Below are 25,203 nucleotides of genomic sequence, written 5' to 3' on the forward strand. Positions count from 1 at the left end.
GCACTGGCGGCGGCGGCGGTGGTGGCCGCGGCGGCCGCCGGCGCGGCGGTCGCTGAGCCGGTCGTCCGAGCCGGGCTCTGCGCATCGAGACATCACACGGCCCGGCTAGAATGCCGGGTTTCACTTTTTCGAGTCTTTAGACCTCAGGAGAATTTCATGGCCATTGAACGCACGCTGTCGATCATCAAGCCCGATGCGGTTGCCAAGAACGTGATCGGACAGATCTATGCGCGCTTCGAGGGCGCCGGTCTCAAGATCATTGCAGCCAAGATGGCGCACCTGTCGCGCGGCGAGGCCGAGGCCTTCTACGCCGTCCACAAGGCCCGTCCGTTCTTCAAGGACCTGGTCGAGTTCATGATCTCCGGCCCGGTCATGATCCAGGCGCTCGAAGGTGAGGGCGCCATCGCCAAGAACCGCGAACTGATGGGCGCCACCGACCCGAAGAAGGCCGAGAAGGGCACCATCCGCGCCGATTTCGCCGACAGCATCGACGCCAACGCCGTGCACGGTTCGGACGCTCCCGAGACGGCCGCCGTCGAGGTGAGCTTCTTCTTCCCCGGCATGAACGTTTACAGCCGCTGACCGGCCGGGCTCCCGGAGTGGTCGTGGAGCGCCTCAACCTGCTCGACGTCGATCTCGACGGGCTCGTGGCGTTCTGCGGCGGGCTCGGCGAGAAGCGCTTCCGGGCCGTCCAACTGTTCCGCTGGATCCACCAGAAGGGCGAGCTCGAGTTCGATCGCATGACCGATCTCGCGCGTTCACTGCGCGAGAAACTGGTCGAGGTGGCCGAGGTGAGGCCCCTCACGGTCATCAGCGAGCACGTGTCGGCCGATGGCACGGTCAAGTGGCTGTTCGACGTCGGCCAGGGCAATGCGATCGAAACCGTCTTCATCCCCGAAGACGACCGCGGCACGCTGTGCGTGTCGTCGCAGGCCGGCTGCGCGGTGGGCTGCCGTTTCTGCTCCACCGGCCACCAGGGCTTCAGCCGCAACCTGAGCACCGGCGAGATCGTCGCGCAGTTGTGGCACGCCGAGCACCACCTGCGCGTGCGGCTGGGCCTGAAGGACGGCGAACGCGCCATCGACAACGTGGTGATGATGGGCATGGGCGAGCCGCTGCAGAACTATGCGGCGCTGGTGCCGGCGTTGCGCACCATGCTGGATGACCATGGCTACGGCCTGTCGCGCCGCCGGGTGACGGTGTCCACCTCGGGCATGGTCGGCATGATCGACAAGCTGCGCGACGATTGCCCCGTGGCCTTGGCCGTGTCGCTGCATGCGCCTGACGATGCCCTGCGCGACCAACTCGTTCCACTGAACCGCAAGGATGGCATTGCCGCGCTGATGCAGGCCTGCGTGCGCTACCTCGAGCGCGCGCCGCGCGACTTCATCACCTTCGAGTACTGCATGCTCGACGGCGTGAACGATTCGCCCGAGCAGGCGCGGCAGCTCGTGGATCTGGTGCAGGGCCGCGGGATGGCCGACGCGCCGCGCGTGTCCTGCAAGCTCAACGTCATTCCGTTCAACCCTTTCCCGGCGTCCGGCCTGAAGCGATCGCCGCGCGAGCAGGTGACGGCCTTCGCCAAGGTGCTGCAGGAAGCCGGCATCGTGACCACCATCCGCAAGACCCGCGGCGACGACATCGACGCCGCCTGCGGTCAACTGGCGGGCGAGGTGCAGGACCGCACCCAGGTCCAGGTGCGCATGATGCGTTCGCCCGTGCCCTCGCCACGCAGCCCGCGTGCGGTGCCATGATGCGCGTGCACCGTCGAAACCCTGCCCTGGTCGTGGTCACGGCCTTGCTGGCGGCATTGGCCGGCTGCGCCGCACCCGGACCGGACGGACAAGCGGTCGGTCGCGAGACGGTCACGGCATCCGAGCAAACCGATGCCGACCGCCGCGCACGGGTGCGCCTCGAATTGGCCACGGCCTACTTCTCGCGCGGCCAGCTCGAGACTGCGCTGGACGAACTCAAGCTGTCGCTGGCCGTCAAGCCCGATCAGGCCGAGGCCTACAACCTGCGCGGGCTGGTCTATGCCGCGCTCGGCGATGCCGCGGTGGCCGAGGCCAGTTTCCGCCGGGCGCTGCAGATCAATCCGCGCGATGCCGATGCGATGCACAACTATGGTTGGTTCCTGTGCCAGCAGCAGCGCTTCCCCGAATCGGTGGCGCAGTTCGGTCAGGCGCTCGAGCAGCCGCAGTACCGCGGCGCTGCCCGCACCCTCACGGCCCGTGGCCTGTGCCAGGCGAGGGCCGGCCAGTGGATGGAGGCCGAGGGCTCGCTGATGCGGTCATACGAGCTCGATCCGTCCAATCCGGCCACGGCCATGAACCTGACCGAAGTGCTGTACCGCCGAGCCGAGTACGAGCGCGCGCGGTTCTACATCGGCCGCGTCAACAGCCAGGCGAGCAGCGCCAATGCCCAGACGCTGTGGCTGGCCGCCCGCATCGAGCGCAAGCTGGGCGACATCCCGCGCATGCGCACGCTCGGCGACCAGCTCCGCGCGCGTTTCCCGCAATCGCCGGAAGCGCAGGCCTACGAACGTGGACAGTTCGATGAGTGAACCCGCTGCCACCGCCGACCGCCCCGCCGCTGCCAGAGTGGGCGCGGGTGCCATGCTCCGCTCGGCCCGCCAGGCGCAGGGTTTGCACATTGCGGCCCTGGCGGCATCGATCAAGGTGCCGCAGGCCAAGCTCGAGGCCCTCGAGGCAGAGCGCTATCAGGACCTGCCCGACGCCACCTTCGCGCGGGCCCTCGCCCAGACCGTTTGCCGCGCGCTCAAGATCGACCCGGGGCCTGTGCTTGCCGGCCTGCCGGCCGGCCACACCGATCGGCTGGAGCGGGTCGATGGCGGCCTGAATGCCCCGTTCCGCGAGCGGCCTGGCCACGCCGACCCGATGGACTGGCGCTGGATCAAGCGTCCCAGTTTCTGGGTCGTGGCGTTGCTGCTGGGCGCTGCGGCGGCGGTGTCCTTCCTGCCCATGACATGGTTTCAGTCGATGACCAAGGTGGTGGCCGCCATCGGCGGTCGTTCCGAGTCGGCCGACCCGGCCCGCGGCAATGCCATGCCGGCTGAGCTGCCGGCATCGGCGCTGGCGGGAGCCATCGTCGAACACGCGGACATGCGCACGGCAACGGTCACCACTGCTGCGGGCGATGCCGCGTCGGCGTCGGTGACCGGGCATGCGCCGCCTGCTGCGGTGGTGGTGGCGGCGTCGGTGCCGACCGTGGCGCCGGCTGCGCTCGCGTCGGCCACGCGCATCCGGGCGGTCCAGGCGTCGTGGGTGCAGGTCACCGATTCGCGGGGCCAGGTGCTGTTGTCGCGCGTGCTGGCCGCAGGCGAGGAGATCGGCTTCGACAACGAGCCGCCTCTCAAGCTTCGCATCGGCAATGCCAGTGGCACCGAGGTGCTGCGCAACGGCCAGCCCGTGGATCTGGCACCATCGACGCGCGACAACATCGCCAACCTCGAAATCCGATGAACACGCCCCCCGACGCCGCGCGCCTGCCGATGTCCGACGCCGCCGACGGCGACACGCCGATCATGCCGGCGCACCCTGCGCCGCGCCGATCGCGCCAAGCCCGGGTGACCTGGGGGCAGCGCGTCGTCACCGTGGGAGGCGACGCGCCGGTGCGGGTGCAGTCGATGACCAACACCGACACCGTCGATGCCATCGGCACGGCGATCCAGGTGAAGGAACTGGCGCAGGCCGGCTCCGAATTGGTGCGCATCACGGTGAACACGCCCGAGGCGGCAGAGGCCGTGCCGGCCATCCGCGACCAACTCGACCGCATGGGCATCGACGTGCCCCTGATCGGCGACTTCCATTACAACGGCCACCGCCTGCTCACCGACTTCCCGTCCTGCGCCCAGGCCTTGTCGAAGTACCGCATCAACCCCGGCAATGTCGGCAAGGGCGACAAGCGCGACCGGCAGTTTGCGCTGATGGTGGAAGCGGCCGCCCGGCATGACAAGGCCGTGCGCATCGGCGTCAACTGGGGCAGCCTCGACCAGGAGTTGCTGGCCTCGCTGATGGACCGCAATGCCGGCCGTCGCGTGCCCTGGGATGCGAAGCAGGTGATGTACCAGGCGCTGGTCGAGTCGGCCCTGCAGTCGGCCGACTGGGCGCGCGAGCTCGGGCTCGACCCCAACCAGATCATCATCAGCTGCAAGGTCAGTGGCGTGCAGGACCTGATCACGGTCTACCAGGCCCTGGCCAGCCGCTGCGACTATGCGCTGCACCTGGGCCTCACCGAGGCCGGCATGGGCACCAAGGGCACGGTGGCCTCGGCGGTGTCGCTGGGCCACCTGCTGCAACAGGGCATCGGCGACACGATCCGTGTGTCGCTGACGCCCCAGCCGGGCGAGGCGCGCACGCAGGAGGTGGTGGTCGCGCTCGAGATCCTGCAGGCGCTCGGGCTGCGCAGCTTCAACCCCAGCGTCACGGCCTGTCCGGGCTGCGGCCGCACCACCAGCACCACCTTCCAGGAGCTGGCCAAGCAGATCGACGACCACCTTCGCGCGATGATGCCCTCCTGGCGCGAACGCTACCCCGGCGTCGAGACCATGAAGGTGGCGGTGATGGGCTGCATCGTCAACGGGCCCGGCGAGAGCAAGCATGCCGACATCGGCATCAGCCTGCCCGGCACCGGCGAGGCACCCGCCGCGCCCGTGTACATCGATGGCGAGAAGGCTCTGACGCTGCGTGGCGATGGCATCGCGGCGGACTTCTTCCGCCTCGTCGAGGACTACATCGAACGCCGCTTCGGCAGCGTCACCAGCGGTCATTGACGCTCGCGTCCGCCTCGACCCGTCCGCTTCTCCACTGACTTTCAACGGGCGCCCCTCCGCGCCCGACATCTCATGGCCGAAAAACTCGTTGCCGTCAAAGGCATGAACGACATCCTGCCGCGCGGCGTCCCGCGCAAGGACAAGCTGCCCGATTCCGCCATCTGGCGCTGGTTCGAGCGCACCGTCGACACGGTGATGACCCGCCACGGCTACCATCACTTGATCACGCCCGTGGTCGAGCCCACATCGCTGTTCGTGCGTGGCATCGGAGAGGCCACCGACATCGTCGAGAAGGAGATGTACTCCTGGAAGGACTCGATGAACGGCGACGCGCTCACGCTGCGCCCCGAAATCACCGCCGGCATCGTGCGGGCGATGATCGAGCACAACGCGCTGTACAACGGCCCGCTGCGGGTCTGGTCCATCGGCCCGGTGTTCCGCCACGAGCGGCCGCAGAAGGGCCGCTACCGCCAATTTCACCAGCTCGACGTGGAGGCGCTGGGTTTCCCCGGCCCCGACGTCGATGCCGAGTTGATCCTGATGCTGCGCAGCCTGTGGCTGGCACTCGGCCTCGAGGTCGGCCCCCACGTCCGGCTCGAGCTCAACAGCCTGGGCCAGCCGGCCGAGCGGGCTGCCCACCGAGCGGCGCTGGTGACCTACTTCGAGCAGCATGCCGACCAGCTGGACGAAGACGGCAGGCGTCGCCTGCACACCAACCCGCTGCGCATCCTCGACACCAAGAACCCGGCGATGCAGGCCCTGGTCGAGGCCGCACCCAAGCTGGCCGACCACCTGGGCGAGGCCTCGCGCACGCACCTGGCCGCCGTGTGCGCGGTGCTGGATGCCGCCGGCCTGCCCTACCGCATCAACCCCCGCCTGGTGCGCGGGCTGGACTACTACAACCTCACGGTCTTCGAGTGGGTGACCGACCAGCTGGGTTCCCAGGGCACGGTGTGTGGCGGCGGCCGCTACGACGGCCTCTTCGAGCAGCTCGGTGGCAAGCCCACGCCGGCCATCGGCTTCGGACTCGGCATCGAGCGGCTGCTGCTTCTGTTGCAGGAGATCGGCGTGCCGGTGCCCGATCCCGCACCCGACGCCTATGCCGTGCTGCCCGATGCCGCTGCGCTGCCCCAGGTCCTGGTGGCGCTGGACGCGCTGCGGCGCGCAGGCTTGACGGTGCAGATGTACGCCGCGGGTGCGGGCGGTGGCGCCAGCCTGAAAGCCCAGCTCAAGCGTGCCGATGCCAGCGGAGCCCGGTTCGCGCTGATCTTTGGCGAAGACGAACTCGCGCAGGGCCTGGTCACCCTCAAGCCGCTGCGTGAGGCCGACGCCACGCAGCGAATGCGGCCTCTGGCACAGGTGGCCGATTGGGCGCAGGAACTGCGCAACGCATAATCCCCCTTTCGATACGAACAGTGGCCGACATGGCAAATCAACTCGACCTGCAGGAGCAGGAACAACTCGACGAATTCAAGGCCTTCTGGAAACAGTACGGCAATGCCATCACCTGGGTGGTGACGATTGCGCTGCTGGCCTTTGCCGGCTGGAACGGCTGGAATTGGTGGCAACGCGAGCAGGCCGCCAAGGCTGGTGCGCTTTTCGAGGTGTTGGACACCGCGGCACAGGCTGGCGATGCCGCGAAGACCTCTCAGGTGTTCGACGACCTGAAGGAGCGTCATCCGCGCACGGTCTTCGCGCAGCAGGCTGGTCTGCTGGCGGCCAAGGTTCAATACCAGGCCGGCGCGGTCGACCGCGCGCAGGCCATCCTGGGTTGGGTGGCCGACAAGGGCTCTGAAGACGAATACCGCACGCTGGCACGCTTGCGCCTGGCGGGCGTGTTGATGGACGCCAAGAAGTATGACGAGGCGCTCAAGCAACTCGATGCCGCCACGTCGCCCAGCTTCGCCGCCCTGGTGGCCGACCGCCGCGGTGACGTGTTGCTCGCGCAGGGCAAGCGGGAGGAGGCCAAGGCGGCGTTCGCGGCGTCCTACAAGGGTCTGGACGAGCGGCTCGAGTTCCGGAAGATCGTCGAGGCCAAGCTCACGGCGCTCGGCGTGGCCCCCGCCGCTTCGGGGGCCGCCCCGTGATGGGGGAGGGTGGTCTGCGCACGGCAGCGGTCGTTCTGGCACTGGCGCTCGCCGGCTGTGCGGCCGAAAAGCCGAAGCCGACGCCCCTGGTGCCGTTGACGGCCAAGATTGCGGGTCGGCAGATCTGGAGCGCGCGGGTCGACGGCATCCGCATGCCGCTGAACCTGCCGGTGCGCGATGGCGCGGTGACCGTGGCTGGCGCCGACGGCACGGTGATGGCCCTCGACCTGCAGACCGGGCGCGAGCAATGGCGCGGGCAGGCCGGCGCCAGGCTGTCGGCTGGCGTGGGCACCGACGGGCGGTGGGCCGCGGTGGTCACCGTCGGCAGCGAACTCGTGGTGCTGGAGCGGGGTGTGCGAAAGTGGTCTGCGCGCCTGGATTCGAGCACCATCACCGCGCCCCTGGTGGCCGGTGAGCGGGTCTTCGTGATGGGGGTCGACCGCATCGTCCATGCCTTCGACGCCGTCGACGGTCGCCGCCTGTGGTCGTACTCGCGCACCGGCGAGGCGCTCACGCTGGCGCAGCCCGGCGTCCTCGTGGCCTACAAGGACACGTTGGTCGTGGGACAGGGTGCCTCGCTCGTCGGCATCGATCCCACCAAGGGCAGCGTGCGCTGGGAGACGGCCATCACCTCGCCACGCGGCACCAACGAGGTCGAGCGCCTGAACGACCTGATCGGGCCGGCCCTGCGCCTGGGCGATCTGGTGTGTGCCCGCGCCTTCCAGACTGCGGTGGGCTGCGTGGCCGCCAACAACGCCACATTGAAGTGGAGCCGGCTCGTCGGCGGCCTGCAGGCCCTGGGAGGCGATGCCGACCTGCTGTTCGGCGCCGACGCATCCGACCGCATCACCGCCTGGCGCACGCCCAGCGGCGAGACGGCCTGGACCAACGAGACGCTGCTGTACCGCGGCCTCAGCGGGCCGGCCGTCGCGGGGCGCACCGTGATCTTCGGCGACGCCGAGGGCCAGGTGCATTTCCTCGATCGCCAGACGGGCGAAGCGCTGCTGCGCCAGACCACCGATGGCTCAGCGGTGATCGCGCCGCCCGTGGTGGTGGGCACCACGGTGCTCGTGGCCACGCGCAACGGCGGCATCTTCGCCTTCCGCCCCGAGTGAGCGCCTTGCAGAGTCCGCAAGGCCCCGGGTCGCGCCGATGAAGCCGGTCATCGCGCTGGTCGGCCGCCCCAATGTCGGCAAGTCGACCCTGTTCAACCGGTTGACGAAGAGCCGCGACGCCATCGTCGCCGACTTCGCCGGCCTCACGCGCGACCGCCACTACGGTGACGGCCGGCACGGCCGGCAGGAGTTCATCGCGGTCGACACTGGCGGCTTCGAACCCCAGAAACCCACCGGCGTGGTGGCGATGATGGCGCGCCAGACCAAGCAGGCCGTGGCCGAGGCCGATGTGGTGATCTTCGTCGTCGACGCCCGCACCGGCGTGTCGGGGCAGGACCACGACATCGCGCGCTACCTCCGCACGTCGGGCAAGTTGGTGCTGCTGGCGGTGAACAAGGCCGAGGGCCTGATCGAATCGCCCAAGCTGGCCGAGTTCCACGAACTGGGCATCGGCGAGCCGCACCCGATCTCGGCATCGCATGGCCAGGGCATCCGCAGCCTGCTCGATGCGGCGCTGCAGGCGTTTCCTGAGCCGGCCGAGGACGACGAGGCCGACGACGAGGCCAAGCCGATCCGCCTGGCCGTGGCTGGCCGCCCGAACGCGGGCAAGTCCACGCTCATCAACACCTGGCTGGGCGAGGAGCGCCTGGTGGCCTTCGACCAGCCAGGCACCACGCGCGATGCCATCAGCGTGCCTTTCGAGCAGGGCGGGCAGCGCTTCGAACTGATCGACACGGCGGGCCTGCGCCGCAAGGGCAAGGTGTTCGAGGCGGTCGAGAAGTTCTCGGTTGTCAAGACCTTGCAGGCCATTGCGGATGCCAACGTGGTGGTGCTGCTGATCGACGCCACACAGGGCATCAGCGACCAGGATGCCCACATTGCCGGCTACATCCTGGAGGCCGGTCGCGCCGTCGTCATCGCCGTCAACAAGTGGGAGGCGATCGACACCTACCAGCGCCAGATGCTCGAGCGATCGGTCGAACAGCGCCTGCCCTTCCTGAAGTTCGCCCAGGTGCTGTACATCTCGGCGCTGCAGCGCAAGGGCCTGGGCCCGCTGTGGAAGGCCATCGTCGATGCGCACCGCTCGGCCACCGCCAAGTTGCCCACGCCGGTGCTCACTCGGCTGCTGCAGGAGGCCGTCACGCACCAGGCCCCCAAGCGGTCGGGCATGTCCCGGCCCAAGCTGCGCTATGCGCACCAGGGCGGCATGAACCCGCCGATCGTGGTCATCCACGGCAATGCGCTGGAGCACGTCACCGAGTCCTACAAGCGATTCCTCGAGGCGCGGGTGCGCGAGCACTTCAAGCTGACGGGCACACCACTGCGCATCGAGTTCCGCTCGTCGCGCAATCCGTTCGACGACGCGAAGAATTGAGGACGCCCCGGAACCGAGGGCTTTCCCGGTGTGTTAAGGTCCATCGCTTGTGAACTCTCAACACGGAGCATATCGTGTCAAACAAAGGGCAACTCCTACAAGACCCCTTCCTCAACCTGCTGCGCAAGGAGCATGTTCCGGTCTCGATCTATCTCGTCAATGGCATCAAGCTCCAGGGCCACATCGAGTCGTTCGACCAGTACGTCGTGCTGTTGCGCAACACGGTCACGCAGATGGTCTACAAGCATGCCATCTCCACGGTGGTACCGGGCCGGCCGGTGAACTTCCACGCCAACGAACCGGGCGAGCAGGCCTGAGCCCGCGCCACCGAACGCGACCCGTCGCGGCCCGATCTTGAGTTCCGACGTGAGCGGCCCGCAAGGGTCGTCCGAGGGCGGGCCCTCCCGGGCCGTGCTGGTCGGTGTCGATTTCGGCACGGGACACTCCTTCGACCCCACCCTCGACGAACTGGCGCTGCTGGCGAGTTCGGCGGGGGACGAGACCGTCGCCCGTGTCATCGCGCGTCGCAGCGCGCCCGATGCAGCGTTGTTCATCGGCTCCGGCAAGGCGGACGAGGTCAAGGCCCTGGTAGTGCTGCATGGTGCCGACGGCGTGCTGTTCGACCAGGCTCTGTCGCCGGCCCAGCAGCGCAACCTCGAACGCCACCTGGGCGTGCCCGTGGCCGATCGCACCGCGCTGATCCTCGAGATCTTCGCGCGCCGTGCCAAGAGCCATGAAGGCAAGCTGCAGGTCGAACTGGCCCGGCTGCAATACCTGTCCACCCGGCTGGTGAGGCGTTGGTCTCACCTCGAGCGCCAGCGGGGCGGTGTCGGCCATCGCGGTGGCCCGGGCGAGGCGCAGATCGAACTCGATCGCCGCATGCTGGGTGAGCGCATCAAGACGCTCCGGGCCCGCCTCGAGAAGGTCAAGCGCCAGCGTGGCACGCAGCGCCGCGCCCGCGAGCGCAGCGGTTCGTTCCGCGTCTCGCTCGTCGGCTACACCAACGCAGGCAAGTCGACGCTGTTCAACGCCCTGGTGAAGGCGCAGGCCTATGCCGCCGACCAGCTGTTCGCCACGCTCGACACCACCACCCGGTCGATGTACCTCGAAGCACTGGGCACCAGTGTCTCGCTGTCCGACACCGTGGGCTTCATTCGCGACCTGCCGCACAAGCTGGTAGAGGCCTTCGAGGCCACCTTGCAGGAGGCAGCAGAGGCCGACCTGCTGTTGCATGTGGTCGATGCCAGCAGCCCGGTCTTGCAGGAGCAGCGCGACGAGGTCGAGCGCGTGCTGCAGGAGATCGGCGCCGGCGATGTGCCGCAAGTTCTCGTGTACAACAAGATCGACCGCCTCGATCCGCTGCCTCGGCAGGCGCACGACTGGATCGAACGCAGCCCCGGGCACTGGGTACCTCGTGTGTTCGTTGGAGCGCTGCACGGCCAGGGCCTCGACGTGCTGCGTGGCCTGATTGCGCGGGCGGCGTCTCCCGAGGGCTTGAATCCGCCGCTCTCGGCGCCATCTCCTGACCTGACTCCGGAATCCTCTCTCGGCTCGGCGTTACCATTCCCCCCCTGATGAGCATGCAACCCACTTCCCGCGGCCCGATCGACCCATCCATCCCGCCGCGCGGCTGGATCGCACGCCAGTGGCATCGCCTCTGGATGTCCAATGGGCGAAATGACGGACCACCCGATCTCGACGAGTTGTGGCGAGACTTCAATCGTCGGCTCAGCGGCTTGTTCTCCGGCAAGGGCGGTGGCGGCCCCGGGTCCAACGATGGCGGCAGCAGCGGGGGCGGTGGCGGGGGAGGTGGCCTGCAGCCCGACGCGCGCAGTGCCGGCATCGGCCTCGGCCTGATCGCCCTGGTGGCGGCCATCGTGTGGGGCGGCAGCGGCTTCTTCATCGTGCAGGAAGGCCAGCAGGCCATCATCACCACCTTCGGGCGTTACAGCGCCACGGTGGACGCCGGCTTCCAGTGGCGGTTTCCGTACCCGTTCCAGGCGCATGAGACCGTGTCGGTCACCCAATTGCGCACCGTGGATGTGGGTCGCAACAACGTGGCTCAGACCACGGGGTTGCGCGAATCGTCGATGCTCACCCAGGACGAGAACATCATCGACATCCGTTTCACCGTGCAGTTCAGGCTGAAGGACGCCAAGCTGTACCTGTTCGAGAACCGTGACCCCGACAAGGCCGTCGAGCAGGCCAGCGAATCGGCTGTGCGCGAGATTGTCGGGCGCAGCAAGGTCGATTCGGTGCTCTACGAGCAGCGCGATGCGATCTCCGCGGATTTGGTGAAGTCGATCCAGAACCAGCTCGACCGACTGAAAGCGGGCATCCTCGTGGTCAACGTCAATGTGCAGCATGTGCAGGTGCCCGAACAGGTGCAGGCTGCGTTCAACGACGCCGTCAAGGCCGGTGCCGACCGTGACCGCTTCAAGAACGAGGGTCAGGCTTACGCCAGCGACGTGATCCCCAAGGCCCGCGGCACGGCTGCGCGACTGCGCGAAGAGGCCGACGGCTACGGACAGCGCGTGGTGGCACAGGCCGAGGGTGATGCGCAGCGTTTCCGTGCCGTGCTCACCGAGTACCAGAAGGCCCCCACGGTCACCCGCGACCGGATGTACATCGACACCATGCAGCAGGTCTACTCCAATGTCAGCAAAGTGATGGTCGACAGCCGTGCCGGGTCCAACCTGCTGTACTTGCCGCTCGACAAGTTGCTGCAGCAGCAGGGTGCCACCGCCGCAGTGACGGCTCCCACCCCGCCGAGCAGTTCCGTCCCCGAGAGCCTGGCCACGACCGGCGCCAATGATGCGCGCTCGCGCGACGGTGGTCGCAGCCGCGACCGCGACGGCCGGTGATCGGGGGCACGACATGAATCGAATCGGACTTGCCGTCGCCAGCCTGCTCATCGCGGTGATGCTGGCCACCTCCACCTTGTTCGTCGTCGACCAGCGCCAGGTCGCGGTGGTCTACGCCCTCGGTGAAATCAAGGAAGTCGTGACCGAGCCGGGGCTGAAGTTCAAGCTGCCGCCGCCGTTCCAGAACGTGGTCTTCCTCGACAAGCGCATCCAGACCCTGGACAGCCCCGAAACACGGCCGATCTTCACGGCCGAGAAGAAGAGCCTGATCATCGACTGGCTGATCAAGTGGCGCATCACCGAGCCGAGACAGTTCATCCGCAACAACGGCACCGACCAGCGCACGCTCGAGCCGCGCCTGAGCCCCATCGTGCAGGCGGCGTTCAACGAAGAGATCACCAAGCGCACCGTGCGTGGCGTGTTGTCCGCCGAGCGTGACAAGGTCATGCAGGACGTGCGCAACCGCCTCGTCGACGAGGCCAAGGCCTTCGGCATCGAGATCGTCGACGTGCGCATCAAGCGCGTCGACTTCGTCGCCGACATCACCGACTCGGTGTATCGGCGCATGGAATCCGAGCGCAAGCAGGTGGCCAATGAGTTGCGCTCACAAGGCGCGGCCGAAGGCGAGAAGATTCGTGCCGACGCCGACAAGCAGCGCGAGGTGATCATCGCCGAGGCCTACCGCGATGCGCAAAAGGTCAAGGGCGAGGGCGACGCAAAAGCCTCGGCGCTGTATGCGGATGCGTTTGGACGAGACGCGTCATTCGCGCAGTTCTACCGCAGCCTCGAGGCTTATCGGGCCACCTTCCGCAACCGCAACGACGTGATGGTGCTCGACAGTTCCAGTGACTTTTTCAAGGCCATGCGCGGCGGCTCGTTGGCGCCGTCGCCTGCCCCTGCGGCTGGCAAGCGCTGACGGGTCGGCGGCCGCTCCATGGGCGACCTGATCCCGACCGCCCTGGCGCTGATGCTGGTCATCGAAGGGGTCCTGCCCTTCCTGAGCCCCGGCCTGTGGCGCCAGGTCTTCGAGCGGGCCACGCGCATGAGCGACGGCCAGATCCGGTTCGTCGGGCTGTCGAGCATGCTGGTTGGGCTGCTGCTCCTGCTGGCCTGGAACTGACGGCATCGGCGCCTGCGCGGCGCCCGCTTCTAAGGCGGGCCGCGCCGGAGCCGCCGGTACAATGCCACTTTCAATCCCCGGTGGTTTTCATGTCCTCTGCTTGGCTGCTGCCCGAGCACATTGCCGATGTCTTGCCGGCCGAGGCGCGACACATCGAAGAGCTGCGCCGTGCCTGGCTGGAGATGGCGCGCGGCTATGGTTTCGAGTTGGTCATGCCGCCGATGCTCGAACACCTGGATTCGCTGCTCACGGGCACAGGCCATGAGCTCGACCTGAGGACCTTCAAGCTGGTCGATCAGCTGAGCGGCCGCACGCTGGGCGTGCGTGCCGACAGCACGCCCCAGGTGGCGCGCATCGATGCGCACCTGCTCAATCGCCAGGGCGTCACGCGGCTGTGCTACTGCGGCCCTGTGCTGCACACGCAGCCGCAGGGCCCGCGCGCCAGCCGCGAACCGCTGCAATTGGGCGCCGAGATCTATGGCCACGCCGGGCTGGAAGCCGACCTCGAGGTCCAGGAGCTGGCCCTCGACGGCCTGCGGGCGGCAGGCGTCGCCGGGCCCGTGCTCGACCTGGCCGACGCGCGCGTGCTGCGCGGCGTGATGGCCGGGCAGTCCGTGCCGCAGGCGCAGATGGACGACATCGTCTCCGCTCTGGCCGCCAAAGACCGCGCGCGGCTGCAAGCCCTTGGCGCGGGCCTGTCGGACACGTCTCGTGCCGGCCTGCTGGCCCTGCCCGATCTGTACGGCAATCACGAGATCCTTGCCGTGGCGCGCAGTCGGCTGCCGGGCAGTCCGCTGATCGATGCCGCACTCGCCGACCTGGCCTGGATCGCGCGCCACGTGGCCAAGGCCTATCCCGAGGTGCAGGTCGGGTTCGATCTCTCTGACCTCGGCGGCTACGCCTACTACAGCGGCACCCGCTATGCCGTGTACGCACCGGGCAGCGCCGACGCCGTGCTGCGCGGCGGCCGCTACGACGAAGTGGGGGCGGTGTTCGGTCGCAATCGCCCGGCGGTGGGCTTCAGCACCGATCTGAAGGCGCTGGTGGCCTGCGCCGCGGCGCCGACCCGCCGAACCGCGGTGCGCGCGCCGTGGAGCGAGGATGCCGGCCTGCGGGCGGCCGTCCGCCGCCTGCGAGAGCAGGGCGAGATCGTGGTGTGCGTGCTGCCCGGGCATGAGCACGAGGGAGAAGAGTTCGATTGCGATCGGGAACTGGTCGCGGTCGGTGGTCAATGGGTGCTTCGCTCGCTCTGAGCGTGCGTGGGCCCGATGGAAAGATGGCAAGGCATGAAGACTGAAAACCGGGCCGCAGGCGGCCGCAACGTGGTGGTCGTTGGCACCCAATGGGGCGACGAGGGCAAAGGAAAGGTGGTCGACTGGCTGACCGACCATGCACAAGGGGTGGTGCGCTTCCAGGGCGGTCACAACGCGGGCCACACGCTGGTCATCAAGGGCCGCAAGACCGCGCTGCAGCTCATCCCGTCGGGCATCATGCGCGACGGCGTGCCGTGCTACATCGGCAACGGCGTGGTCGTCGACCCGACGCATCTGCTGGGCGAGATCGAGCGGCTCGAGGCCATCGGTGTCGAGGTGCGCTCTCGGCTCTACATCAGCGAATCGTGCCCGTTGATCCTGCCCTTCCATGTCGAGGTCGACCGCGCCCGCGAGGCACTGCGCGAAACCAGTGGCGCCGGCAAGATCGGCACCACCGGCAAGGGCATCGGCCCGGCCTACGAAGACAAGGTGGCGCGTCGCGCATTGCGGGTCCAGGACCTGAAGCACCCAGAGCGCTTCGCGGCCAAGCTGCGCGAACTGCTGGCGCTGCACAACTTCGCGCTCGGGGGCTACCTGAAGGGCACGGTGCTCGAATTCCAGCCGATCTTCGATCAGGCCATGAAGATGGCCGAGCAGTTGGCGCCAATGATGGCCGACGTGGGCTACCGCGTGCACAACGCCCACCGCGCGGGGGCGAACATCCTGTTCGAGGGCGCGCAGGGCACCCTGCTGGACATCGACCACGGCACCTACCCCTATGTCACCTCCAGCAACTGCGTGGCGGGCAATGCGGCAGCGGGCGCGGGCGTCGGGCCCGACTTGTTGCACTACATCCTGGGCATCACCAAGGCGTACACCACGCGGGTGGGCAGCGGGCCGTTCCCGACCGAACTGCCGATGGACGAGCCGGGCACCGTCGGTCACCACCTGTCCACTGTCGGCCAGGAGCGTGGCACCGTCACGGGCCGGCCGCGTCGCTGTGGCTGGCTCGATGCCGCGGCGCTGAAGCGCTCGGTCATCATCAATGGCATTTCCGGTCTGTGCATCACCAAGCTCGACGTGCTCGACGGACTGGCCGAAATCAAGGTGTGCGTGGGCTACCGCTTGAACGGCAGGCCCATCGACATCCTGCCGCTCGACGCCGACGACATCGCGGCGTGCGAGCCCGTGTTCGAGACCTTCCCCGGTTGGACGGAGACGACCTTCGGCCGCACCGAGTGGGCGCAACTGCCGACCAATGCACGCGCCTATCTGGAGCGTGTGCAGGCCCTGATGGATGTGCCGATCGACATGGTCTCCACCGGCCCCGACCGCGAGCACACCATCGTGCTGCGGCATCCCTACACCCGCTGACAGCGCACCGACGCAGCGCCGACGACAAGGAGACTTTCACATGCTGACCGACGACGGCAAGCACCTCTACGTGTCCTGGGACGAGTACCACATGCTGATCGAGCGCCTGGCGCTCAAGGTGGCCCATTCGGGCTGGGCCTTCGACCAGATCCTGTGCCTGGCCCGCGGCGGCATGCGCCCGGGCGACGTCCTGTCCCGCGTGTTCGACAAGCCATTGGCCATCATGTCGACCAGTTCGTACCGCGCCGAGGCCGGCACGATCCAGGGGCGCCTGGACATGGCCAAGTACATCACGATGCCCAAGGGCGAACTGGCGGGCCGCGTGCTGCTGGTGGACGATCTCGCCGACTCGGGCGTCACGCTCAAGGCGGTGGTCGATCGCCTTCGCGGCGTCCCCGCGATCTCGGAGTTGCGCACCGCGGTGGTCTGGCTCAAGGGGATGTCGACCTACACGCCAGAGTACTTCGTCGAGCACCTGCCGACGAGTCCGTGGATCCACCAGCCGTTCGAAGAGTACGACAACCTTCGGCCGGAAGAACTGGCCAAGAAGTTCGTCATTTGATGGATGTCGGCGCACTCGCCCTGAGGTGCCTCGGCACCCACGGCGCGACTGTCCGCCCCCGGTGCCACGTGGCATCCGGCAATGCGCCCGGCACCGATCCCATTTGCCCGCTCGACGTTCGAGCCGGCACCCGTTCATTGGCGTGGCCCGACAACGAAAAAGGCCGACACTTGCGTGTCGGCCTTTTTACAGTTTTTGGTGCCCAGGAGAGGACTCGAACCTCCACGCCGCTAAGCGCTAGTACCTGAAACTAGTGCGTCTACCAATTCCGCCACCTGGGCAGGTACAGCTTTGGAGTCTAGCATAAACAAAAGCCAATCAGCAAGCGCCGCCCCCCTGGGCGCCGCGCTCATGAGCGAGGTCGAGGGCACGGTCCTGGGACATCGCGACGGTCACGGTTTCGTCCGCCGCGACGACAACGAACCCGACATCTATCTCGCGCCGCAGGAGATGCGCGCCGTGCTGCACCGCGACCGCGTGCGCGTGCGCGTGGTGCGCTACGACCGCAAGGGCCGACCCGAGGGCAGGGTGCTCGACATCATCGAACGCCGCAAGTCGCCCATCATCGGCCGCCTGCTGCACGAGAACGGCGCGTGGGTCGTGGCCCCTGAGGACAGGCGTTATGGACAGGACATCCTGATTCCCAAGAACGCCATCGCCAATGCCGCCGTGGGGCAGGTCGTCGCCATCGAGCTGACCGAGGCGCCGTCGATGTACTCGCAGCCCGTCGGGCGGGTCACCGAGGTGCTCGGGGAGATCGACGACCCGGGCATGGAGATCGAGATTGCCGTGCGCAAGTACGAGGTGCCGCACCGGTTCTCGGCCGAGACGCTGGCGCAGGCAGCGGGCCTGCCCGACCGCATTCGCCCGATCGACAAACGCCATCGCATCGACATCACCGACGTGCCGCTGGTCACCATCGACGGCGAGGATGCGCGCGACTTCGACGATGCGGTCTACAGCGAGCCGTTCCAGCGCGGCCGTGGCAAGGGTGCGTTCAACGGCTGGCGCCTGGTGGTGGCCATCGCCGACGTGAGCCACTACGTGAAGCCCGGCGAGCCGATCGACGACGATGCCTACGAGCGCGCCACGTCGGTGTACTTCCCGCGTCGCGTCATCCCGATGCTGCCCGAGAAGCTGTCCAACGGCCTGTGCTCGCTGAACCCTGATGAAGAGCGCCTGTGCATGGTCTGCGACATGCTGGTCCGCGAGGACGGCGAGATCGAGGCCTACCAGTTCTTCCCGGCGGTGATGCGTTCGCACGCGCGGCTCACCTACACCGAGGTGGCGGCCGTGCTGGCGAACACCCGCGGGGTCGAGGCCCAACGCCGGCGAGACCTGGTGCCGCACCTGCTGCACCTGCACGAGGTGTACCGCGCGCTGCTCAAGCGCCGCAGCCATCGCGGTGCCATCGACTTCGAGACCACCGAGACGCAGATCGTCTGCGACGACAACGGTCGCATCGAGAAGATCGTGCCCCGCACCCGCACCGAGGCGCACCGGCTGATCGAGGAGGCCATGCTGGCCGCCAACGTCTGCTCGGCCGACTTCATCGAGACGCACAAGCACCCCGCGCTTTACCGCGTGCATGAGGGGCCCACGCCCGAGAAGCGCGTGACCCTGCAGAACTACCTGCGCGCGCTCGGCCTGGGGCTGTCGATCAGCGACGATCCTGCACCGTCAGAGATGCAGGCCATCGCCGAGGCCACGAAGGACCGGCCCGATGCGGCGCAGATCCATTCGATGCTCCTGCGCTCGATGCAGCAGGCCATCTACACCGCTACCAACAGCGGCCACTTCGGCCTGGCCTACGAGGCCTACACGCACTTCACCAGCCCGATCCGCCGCTACCCCGACCTGCTGGTGCACCGTGTCATCAAGTCGCTGTTGCTGGGCAAGCGCTACCACCTGGCGCCGGCACCGGCCGGCATGCCCGAGGCGGCACCGCCCACGCGGCGCGCCGGCAAGCCGGTGGCCAAGCCGGGCGGGCAGCACCAGGAAGCCGAGCGCTGGGAGAGCGCCGGTGCGCACTGCAGCGCCAACGAGCGCCGGGCCGACGAGGCCTCACGCGACGTCGAGGCCTGGCTCAAGTGCCGCTTCATGCGCGACCACCTGGGCGAGGAGTACGCCGGCAATGTGACCGCAGTCACCAGTTTCGGCGTGTTCGTCACGCTCGACGAGTTGTATGTCGAGGGGCTGGTCCACATCACCGAACTCGGCGGCGAGTACTTCCGCTACGACGAGACGCGGGCCGAGCTTCGCGGCGAACAGAGCGGCGTGCGCTATGCCGTCGGATCGCGGGTGCGGGTGCAGGTCAGCCGTGTCGACCTGGATGGGCGCAAGATCGACTTTCGCATGGTTCGCGAAGGCGGCGAGGGCGAGCCGCTGCTGGCCAAGGGCCGCAAGTCGGCCTCGGCCGTCGAGGCGCTGAAGGCGGTCAAGGCCCAGGATCGCGAAGTCAAGAAGGGACGGGGCAAGTCGGCGACGGGCCGGGGGGCACCGGCCAAGGCAGGCAAGGGCGCGAGGTCAGGCCGCAGCAGCCGTCGCTGAGTGCATCGCGCCTGGGTCGGCATGCCTCAGGGCATGGGCCGCACCAGGGCCCGGCGTGCCAGCGCCTCGATGAGATCGCCCGCCCGCAGGGCCAGGTCCGGCGGGTGATCGTCGGCTGCGCGGCCATGTGCCCACACCCCCGCGCAGGCCACGTCCATGGACGCGTCAGCGGGTTGTTGTGACCAGAGCCCGCCCAACCATCCTGCCAGCACGTCGCCGGTGCCGGCAGTGGCCAGTCGGGCGCTTCCCGTGGGGTTGATCGCGGTGATCATGCCGGGCGAAGCCAACACGCTGCCCGAGCCCTTGAGCACGACGGTGCACTGCGCCTTCTGAGCCAAGGCTTCTGCATGGCGCAGGCGGTCGGACTGCACTGTGGCCGTGTCGGTGCCTAGCCAGCGGGATGCCTCCAGCGGGTGCGGCGTGGCCACCGTGGCCAGGCCGTGGGAGGCACGAGCCCGAAGCGCTGCCTGCAAGGACGGGGAGATGGCGATGGCGTTCAATGCATCGGCGTCCAGCACCAGCCGCGCGGCATGGTGAACAAGCACCGGCAGGCAATCCGCCACCGCGTCGCCACCGCCACAGCCGCACACCACGGTGGATTGTCCCAGCAGGCCCGGGCGCAGTACGTCGGCAAGCTGGCGAGGCATAAGTTCGGGTCGGCCGGGGTCGGGGGCGGTGTTGCCGTCCAGGCGCGCCAGATAAACGCGTCCGGCACCTGCGGTCAGGGCCGCACGGGCGGCGAGCATCGCGGCACCACCCATGCCCTGGGCGCCGCCGACGACGATGACGTCGCCGAAGCTGCCCTTGTGTTGCGAGTGGCGGCGCAGCACCTGGACCGGTGGGCCGATCAATCGGGCGGTGGCGGCGGCCTCGTTCCCGTCGAGTCCGAGCGTGTCAAGCCAGATGCTGCCGCAGTGATCGCGGCCCTCGGCGGTGAACAGGCCTGGCTTGAGTGTCAGCAGCGACAGCGTGTGCGTGGCCCGCACCGCTTCGTCGCCGAGGCATTGGCCACGGTCGGCGGACAGACCCGAGGGCAGGTCGACGGCCAGCACCGGCGCGCCCGCGGCATTCAGCAGGCGGATGGCTGCGGCGATGTCGCCGGCCGGCGCCCGACTGGCGCCCAGGCCCAGCAGGGCGTCGATGGACAGGTCGAACGACGCCGCATCCGGCAGGTCGCGACCGATCGGAACGCCGGCCTGGAGCGCCTGCGCATGGGCATCGCGGGCGTCGTCGGGCAGGCGCTGCGGGTCGCCCAGCAGGCTGACGCGCACCGATCGACCGGCCTGATGCAGCCACCGGGCCGCCACCAGACCGTCGCCGCCGTTGTTGCCCGGGCCCGCCGCGATCCAGAGTCGTCGCGCATGCGGCGCGACGGCCAGCGCCAGGCGGGCCAGGGCCAAGCCCGCCCTCTGCATCAGCGCATGGGGTGGCAGCGCCTGCAGGGCGGCGCGCTCGATGCCACGGGTGGCCGCTGCGTCGTGAAGTGGCCAGGCCCGGATCGAGGGCAGCACGGCGACGGTGGTGGGGCGCTGGCGCATGCGTCGGGCTTGCGGGTTCGCCGCATGGAGAGGGGTCGTTCGATTGTGCTCTACTGCCCGTGGGCGGCCCACCGGACGGGCCGCTCGCGACCCCCAGGAGATGTCACCCATGAAGCGTTTGTTCGTCGCGGCGCTGGCCGCCTTCGCGCTGGCCGGCACGGTCCAGGCCCAGCAGTTCTTCCGCATCGGCACCGGCGGCACGGCAGGCACCTACTACCCGGTCGGCGGCATGATCGCCAATGCGGTGTCGCAGCCCGGCAAGATCGTCGTCACCGCGCAGGCCAGCAACGGGTCGGTGGCCAACGTCACCGGCATCGCCGGCGGCGCGATGGAGTCGGGCTTCTCGCAGGCCGACGTGGCCAGCTGGGCCTACACCGGCAAGGGCATCTACGAGGGCAAGCCCAATGTGCCCGGCCTGCGCCTGATCGCCAACCTGTACCCTGAGAGCGTTCACCTGGTGGCGCGCAAGGGCTCGGGCATCAAGACCGTGGCCGACCTGAAGGGCAAGCGGGTGGCGCTCGACGAACCGGGCTCGGGCACGCTGGTCAATGCCCGCATCGTCCTGGCTGCCTATGGCCTGAAGGAAGCGGACATCAAGCCCGAGTACGTCAAGCCCAACCAGGCGGGCGACAAGCTCAAGGACGGCGCGCTCGACGCCTTCTTCTTCGTGGGTGGCGCGCCGGCCGGCGCCATTGCCGAACTGGCATCGTCGGGCGCTGGCATCGAGTTGGTGCCGATCGACGGGCCCCAGGCCGATGCCATCCGCCAGAAGGACGGGTTCTTCGCGCCGGACCTGATCGCTGCCGACACCTACAAGGGCGTCGGTGCCGTCAAGACCCTGGCCGTTGGCGCCCAGTGGGTCACCAGCGACAAGGCCGATGCCAACACGGTGTACGAGATCACCAAGGCCCTGTTCGGCGATGCCGCCCAGAAGACGCTGGCCGCCGGCCATGCCAAGGGCAAGTTCATCAACAAGGACAATGCCGTCAAGGGTGCGGGCATCCCGTTCCACCCGGGCGCCGAGCGCTACTACAAGGAAGCCGGCCTGCTGAAGTGACGGCATGACCGCCGCAGCCCTGCCCGACGAGCGCACGCTGCAGGCGCTCGAGCAAAAGTTCGACCCCGAGATGCGCTTCCGGCCGCTGGTGCGGCCGGCCAGCACCCTGGTGGGCGCGTTGCTGATCCTGCTGTCGGCGTTTCATTACTACACGGCGGGGTTCGGGCTGCTGCAGGAGGTCACGCACCGTGGCGTGCACCTGGCCTTCGTGCTGGGCCTGATTTTCCTGGTCTTTCCGCACCGCCAGGCGCTGCTCGAGCGCGCGGCGGTGCACCGCTGGCACTCGCCGGGCGGCGTGCCTTGGTTCGATTGGCTGCTGGCCGTGGCCATCGCCGCCGCGGTGCTGTACATCCCCTGGATCTTCGAGGACCTGGCATTCCGCGTGGGCAACCCCGGCCTGGTGGATGTCGCGATGGGCTCGATCCTGATCGTCGCCCTCCTCGAGGCCACGCGACGCAGCATGGGGTGGCCGCTGCCCATCATTGCCATCCTTTTCATGGGTTATGCATTGGCCGGGCCGGTGTTCCCGGGGCTGCTCCAGCACGCGGGTGCCAGTTGGAGCCAACTGGTCAACCACCAGTACCTCACCAGCCAGGGCATCTACGGCGTGGCCGTGGGCGTGGTGGCCACCTACGTCTTCCACTTCGTGCTGTTCGGCGTGCTGGCCACCCGCATCGGGCTGGGGCAGTTGTTCCTCGACGTGGCCTCCAGCGTGGCCGGTCGCTATGCGGGCGGGCCGGCCAAGGTCAGCGTGTTCGGCTCGGCGATGTTCGGCATGCTGTCGGGTTCGTCGGTGGCCAATGCCGTGACGGTGGGCTCGCTCACCATCCCCGCGATGATCCGGGTGGGCTACCGGCGCGAGTTCGCCGGGGCCGTGGAGGCGGCCTCGTCAACCGGCGGGCAGATCACGCCGCCGGTGCTGGGCGCGGCGGCCTTCCTGATGATCGAGTTCCTGGCCGTGCCCTACAAGACCATCATCGCCGCGGCCGCCATCCCGGCCTTCATGCACTTCTTCGGTGTCTTCATGCAGGTGCATTTCGAGGCGCGGCGCTTCGGCCTGCGCGGCCTCACCGACGAGGAGATGCCGCGGCTGCGCGAATCGTTCCGCGACCGCTGGCCGACGCTGATCCCGCTCGTCCTGCTGGTCAGCGTGCTGGTCAACGGGCGCACGCCCTACATGGCGGCGTTTGCCGGCATCTCGTCCTGCGCCATCGTCGGCCTGGTCACGTCGGCCCGCGGCAACCGCCCCGTGCAGTGGGTGCTTCTGGCCGTGTTGCATGCCGTGCTGCTGGCGCTGGTGTACGGCGGCATCGAGAACGACAGCGTGCGCATCGGCCTGTTCGTGGCGGCGGTGGTGGCCACGCCGCTGTTGTTGCGCGGGTTGCGCATCGAGGGCCGCATCGCGCCGGGGGCCATGGTCGAGGCCTTCGAGACCGGGGCCAAGTACGCGCTGGCCGTCGGTGCCGCAGCGGCGACGGTCGGCCTGGTGATCGGCGTGGTCACGCTCACCGGTGTGGGCTTCAAGCTCAGCAGCATCATCACCGGCGCGGCGCAGGCCGTGGCCGGCGGCGTGGCCGACTGGCTGCCAGCATGGCTGATGTCGCAGCAGTCGCTCGCGCTCACGGTGGCGCTGGTGATGACCGGCCTGGTGTGCATCCTGCTGGGTTGCGGCATCCCCACCACCGCCAACTACATCATCATGGTCACGGTGGCCGCGCCCACACTGGTGCTGATGGGCGTGGAGCCGCTGGTGGCGCACTTCTTCGTCTTCTATTACGGTGTGCTGGCCGACATCACGCCGCCAGTGGCGCTGGCCGCCTATGCGGCCGCGGGCATGGCCGGCAGTGATCCGTTCAAGACCGGCAACATGGCCTTCCGCCTGGGCCTGGCCAAGGCGCTGGTGCCCTTCGTGTTCGTGTTCTCGCCGTCGCTGCTGCTGGTGGCCAAGGGCTTCACGCTGTATGACTTCGTGGTCACCTTCACCGGCTGCATCATCGGCATCACTTTCCTGGCGGCGGCGCTGTCGAAGTTCATGCTGGTCGAGATGCGCCGCTGGGAGCAGGCCGTGGCTGGCTTGGGTGCCGTGCTGATGGTGGCGCCGGGCCTGGTCAGCGGCCTGATCGGTCTGGCGGTGGTGTCGCCGGTGGTGCTGGCGCAGCTGGCACGGCGGCGTGTGCTGTCAGCCTCGCAGCCGGCCCAGGTCTAGGCCCTCGACGTCGATGGCCGGCGCCTTGCCGGCCACCAGGTCGGCCAGCACGCGGGCCGAGCCGCAGCCCAGGGCCCAGCCGCTGGAGCCATGGCCGAGGTTGAGCCACACGCCCGGGGCGCCGCTGGCGCCCAGCACCGGTGGCCCGTCGGGCAGCATCGGCCGCGCGCCCTTCCATTGCTGCACCTGGGCCATCTGGGCGCATCCTGGGTACCAGTCGTCCAGCACCTTGTAGAGGGTGGCCAGGGCGGATTCGCTGGTGCGGTCGAGCCGCCCGCCGAGTTCGGCCCCGCCGGCCACGCGCACCCGCGCGCCGAGCCGGCTGATCGCCACCTTGTAGGCCTCGTCCATCACGCCGGATCTCGGGCCGATGTCGGGGTAGCCCTCGACGATGCGCAGCGGTGCGGTGATCGAGCAGCCGTGCACGGCCGCCAGCGGCAGCCGCAGGCCCAAGGGCGAAAGCAGCGGGGCCGCGCCCATGGCGGCACAGACGATCACCGCGTCGAATTCGTCGGTGCGCGCGGGCTCGGCGGTGTCGCCCGTCGCCTGCAGCGCCCGGTGCACGACCTGCGGCCGCGGGCCGGGCACGATGCGCTGCACGTCGCGCTGGAACTGGAACGCGGCCGACAGCCGCTGCGCCTCGCCGCGCAGCAGGTGCGCGAACTGACGGCAGTTGCCGACTTCGTCGTCGGGCAGGTGCACTGCGGCATGCAAGGGGCTGTCGGCGCCCAGTCCGGGTTCGATGGCACGTGCCTTGGCCGCGTCGATCAGGTGGAAGTTCACGCCCAGCTCGGCGAGCATGCGGATGCTGCCGCGGGCCAGCTTCAGGTCCTTGGGCGACCGCAGCAGCACCATGTAGCCCTGGGCCTGCTCGTAGTCGAGCCGCAGGTCGTGCGCCAGCGCGCGCAGGCGGGCCTGACTGTAGCGGGCCAGGCGGTGCATGCGGCCGCGGTTGGCCTGGAAGCGCGCCGCGCTGCAGGCCCGCCACCAGCGCCACATCCAGCGCCAATGGCTCGGCCCCAAGGGCTGCGACAGGCGCACCGGCGCGTGGGTGGACAGCAGGTGCATCAGCACCTTGGTCGGCATGCCCGGCGCGGCCCAGGGAGTGACATAGCCCGGCGCGACGATGCCGGCATTGGCGAAGCTGGTCTCCTCGGCGACGCTGCTGCGCCGCTCGAACACGGTGACCTGGTGGCCATCGACCGCCAGTTCATAAGCAGTCGTGACGCCGACGATGCCGGCGCCGATCACGGCAATCCGCATGTCAGCCTCGCTCGGCCGCCCGAAGGGGCTGACGCGCCCCTCGGGGG

At 68.7% G+C, this 25,203-nt stretch carries 22 protein-coding genes and 1 tRNA gene; 20 read left to right on the forward strand and 3 right to left on the reverse strand.

Annotated elements, in window-relative coordinates:
* Positions 1–156 precede the first annotated feature (156 nt).
* The 17 genes from ndk to EOINJALH_RS10235 all read left to right on the forward strand — a co-directional run bounded on the left by ndk (position 157) and on the right by EOINJALH_RS10235 (position 16,542).
* Positions 157–582 carry a nucleoside-diphosphate kinase gene (gene ndk, locus EOINJALH_RS10155; RefSeq protein ID WP_088280243.1) on the forward strand — a complete coding sequence of 142 codons (426 nt, stop codon included), beginning with the start codon at positions 157–159 and terminating at the stop codon, positions 580–582.
* Between the two features lie 23 nt (positions 583–605).
* Positions 606–1,754, forward strand: a complete 1,149-nt coding sequence (rlmN, locus tag EOINJALH_RS10160) for a 23S rRNA (adenine(2503)-C(2))-methyltransferase RlmN (protein WP_088280286.1) — start codon at positions 606–608, stop codon at positions 1,752–1,754.
* Positions 1,754–2,563, forward strand: a complete 810-nt coding sequence (pilW, locus tag EOINJALH_RS32665; RefSeq protein ID WP_404872752.1) for a type IV pilus biogenesis/stability protein PilW — start codon at positions 1,754–1,756, stop codon at positions 2,561–2,563. The genes rlmN and pilW overlap by 1 nt, the downstream gene beginning before the upstream one ends.
* Positions 2,564–2,615: 52 nt before the next feature.
* Positions 2,616–3,482 (forward strand): RodZ domain-containing protein, encoded by an 867-nt coding sequence (locus tag EOINJALH_RS10170; RefSeq protein WP_234413770.1) that lies wholly within the window; start codon positions 2,616–2,618, stop codon positions 3,480–3,482.
* A gap of 29 nt (positions 3,483–3,511) precedes the next feature.
* On the forward strand, positions 3,512–4,792 hold the full coding sequence (gene ispG, locus EOINJALH_RS10175) for a flavodoxin-dependent (E)-4-hydroxy-3-methylbut-2-enyl-diphosphate synthase (RefSeq protein ID WP_088280287.1): 1,281 nt from the start codon (positions 3,512–3,514) through the stop codon (positions 4,790–4,792).
* 72 nt (positions 4,793–4,864) lie between these two features.
* A complete protein-coding gene (gene hisS, locus EOINJALH_RS10180; protein WP_088280246.1) occupies positions 4,865–6,187 on the forward strand; it encodes a histidine--tRNA ligase in 1,323 nt (440 codons plus the stop codon).
* Positions 6,160–6,879: a tetratricopeptide repeat protein gene (locus EOINJALH_RS10185; protein ID WP_310732300.1), complete on the forward strand. Its 720-nt coding sequence runs from the start codon at positions 6,160–6,162 to the stop codon at positions 6,877–6,879. Before hisS ends, EOINJALH_RS10185 begins: the two co-directional genes overlap by 28 nt.
* Entirely contained in the window at positions 6,879–7,994 is a 1,116-nt protein-coding gene (bamB, locus tag EOINJALH_RS10190; protein WP_088280248.1) for an outer membrane protein assembly factor BamB, read from the forward strand. The genes EOINJALH_RS10185 and bamB overlap by 1 nt, the downstream gene beginning before the upstream one ends.
* Before the next feature lie 37 nt (positions 7,995–8,031).
* Positions 8,032–9,369, forward strand: a complete 1,338-nt coding sequence (gene der / locus EOINJALH_RS10195; protein WP_088280249.1) for a ribosome biogenesis GTPase Der — start codon at positions 8,032–8,034, stop codon at positions 9,367–9,369.
* A gap of 74 nt (positions 9,370–9,443) precedes the next feature.
* A complete protein-coding gene (gene hfq, locus EOINJALH_RS10200; RefSeq protein ID WP_088280250.1) occupies positions 9,444–9,686 on the forward strand; it encodes an RNA chaperone Hfq in 243 nt (80 codons plus the stop codon).
* A gap of 49 nt (positions 9,687–9,735) precedes the next feature.
* The gene (hflX, locus tag EOINJALH_RS10205; RefSeq protein ID WP_234413767.1) at positions 9,736–10,944 is read left to right on the forward strand and encodes a GTPase HflX; all 1,209 of its coding nucleotides are present in this window, start codon (positions 9,736–9,738) and stop codon (positions 10,942–10,944) included.
* Between the two features lie 86 nt (positions 10,945–11,030).
* The gene (gene hflK, locus EOINJALH_RS10210) at positions 11,031–12,233 is read left to right on the forward strand and encodes an FtsH protease activity modulator HflK (protein ID WP_234413771.1); all 1,203 of its coding nucleotides are present in this window, start codon (positions 11,031–11,033) and stop codon (positions 12,231–12,233) included.
* Between the two features lie 13 nt (positions 12,234–12,246).
* Positions 12,247–13,149 carry a protease modulator HflC gene (hflC, locus tag EOINJALH_RS10215; protein WP_088280289.1) on the forward strand — a complete coding sequence of 301 codons (903 nt, stop codon included), beginning with the start codon at positions 12,247–12,249 and terminating at the stop codon, positions 13,147–13,149.
* A gap of 18 nt (positions 13,150–13,167) precedes the next feature.
* Positions 13,168–13,353 (forward strand): DUF2065 domain-containing protein, encoded by a 186-nt coding sequence (locus EOINJALH_RS10220; RefSeq protein WP_088280252.1) that lies wholly within the window; start codon positions 13,168–13,170, stop codon positions 13,351–13,353.
* A gap of 89 nt (positions 13,354–13,442) precedes the next feature.
* Entirely contained in the window at positions 13,443–14,606 is a 1,164-nt protein-coding gene (locus EOINJALH_RS10225; RefSeq protein ID WP_088280253.1) for an ATP phosphoribosyltransferase regulatory subunit, read from the forward strand.
* A 33-nt stretch (positions 14,607–14,639) separates the two neighbouring features.
* Positions 14,640–15,980 carry an adenylosuccinate synthase gene (locus EOINJALH_RS10230; RefSeq protein ID WP_088280254.1) on the forward strand — a complete coding sequence of 447 codons (1,341 nt, stop codon included), beginning with the start codon at positions 14,640–14,642 and terminating at the stop codon, positions 15,978–15,980.
* A 40-nt stretch (positions 15,981–16,020) separates the two neighbouring features.
* The gene (locus EOINJALH_RS10235; RefSeq protein ID WP_088280255.1) at positions 16,021–16,542 is read left to right on the forward strand and encodes a phosphoribosyltransferase; all 522 of its coding nucleotides are present in this window, start codon (positions 16,021–16,023) and stop codon (positions 16,540–16,542) included.
* A gap of 196 nt (positions 16,543–16,738) precedes the next feature.
* On the opposite strand, the gene EOINJALH_RS10240 is transcribed toward EOINJALH_RS10235, so the two are convergent.
* Positions 16,739–16,823 (reverse strand) — tRNA-Leu (locus EOINJALH_RS10240).
* A 70-nt stretch (positions 16,824–16,893) separates the two neighbouring features.
* Between EOINJALH_RS10240 and rnr the strand changes: the two genes are divergently transcribed.
* Positions 16,894–19,092, forward strand: a complete 2,199-nt coding sequence (rnr, locus tag EOINJALH_RS10245; RefSeq protein ID WP_088280256.1) for a ribonuclease R — start codon at positions 16,894–16,896, stop codon at positions 19,090–19,092.
* 26 nt (positions 19,093–19,118) lie between these two features.
* Here the strand turns inward: rnr and EOINJALH_RS10250 are convergent, their stop codons facing one another.
* Positions 19,119–20,630 carry an NAD(P)H-hydrate dehydratase gene (locus EOINJALH_RS10250; RefSeq protein ID WP_088280257.1) on the reverse strand — a complete coding sequence of 504 codons (1,512 nt, stop codon included), beginning with the start codon at positions 20,628–20,630 and terminating at the stop codon, positions 19,119–19,121.
* Between the two features lie 109 nt (positions 20,631–20,739).
* Here EOINJALH_RS10250 and EOINJALH_RS10255 point away from each other — a divergent pair, with 109 nt between their 5' ends.
* Both EOINJALH_RS10255 and EOINJALH_RS10260 read left to right on the forward strand, forming a co-directional pair.
* A complete protein-coding gene (locus EOINJALH_RS10255) occupies positions 20,740–21,687 on the forward strand; it encodes a TAXI family TRAP transporter solute-binding subunit (RefSeq protein WP_088280258.1) in 948 nt (315 codons plus the stop codon).
* A gap of 4 nt (positions 21,688–21,691) precedes the next feature.
* Complete coding sequence (locus EOINJALH_RS10260) at positions 21,692–23,893, forward strand: TRAP transporter permease (protein WP_088280259.1); 2,202 nt, start codon at positions 21,692–21,694, stop codon at positions 23,891–23,893.
* Here the strand turns inward: EOINJALH_RS10260 and EOINJALH_RS10265 are convergent.
* Positions 23,867–25,156, reverse strand: coding sequence for a D-amino acid dehydrogenase (locus EOINJALH_RS10265; protein ID WP_088280260.1), 1,290 nt, complete (start codon positions 25,154–25,156; stop codon positions 23,867–23,869). The two genes, EOINJALH_RS10260 and EOINJALH_RS10265, sit on opposite strands and share 27 nt — an antisense overlap.
* Positions 25,157–25,203 lie beyond the last annotated feature (47 nt).

Source organism: Ideonella sp. A 288 (assembly GCF_002198735.1).
GTDB lineage: Bacteria > Pseudomonadota > Gammaproteobacteria > Burkholderiales > Burkholderiaceae_C > Pseudaquabacterium.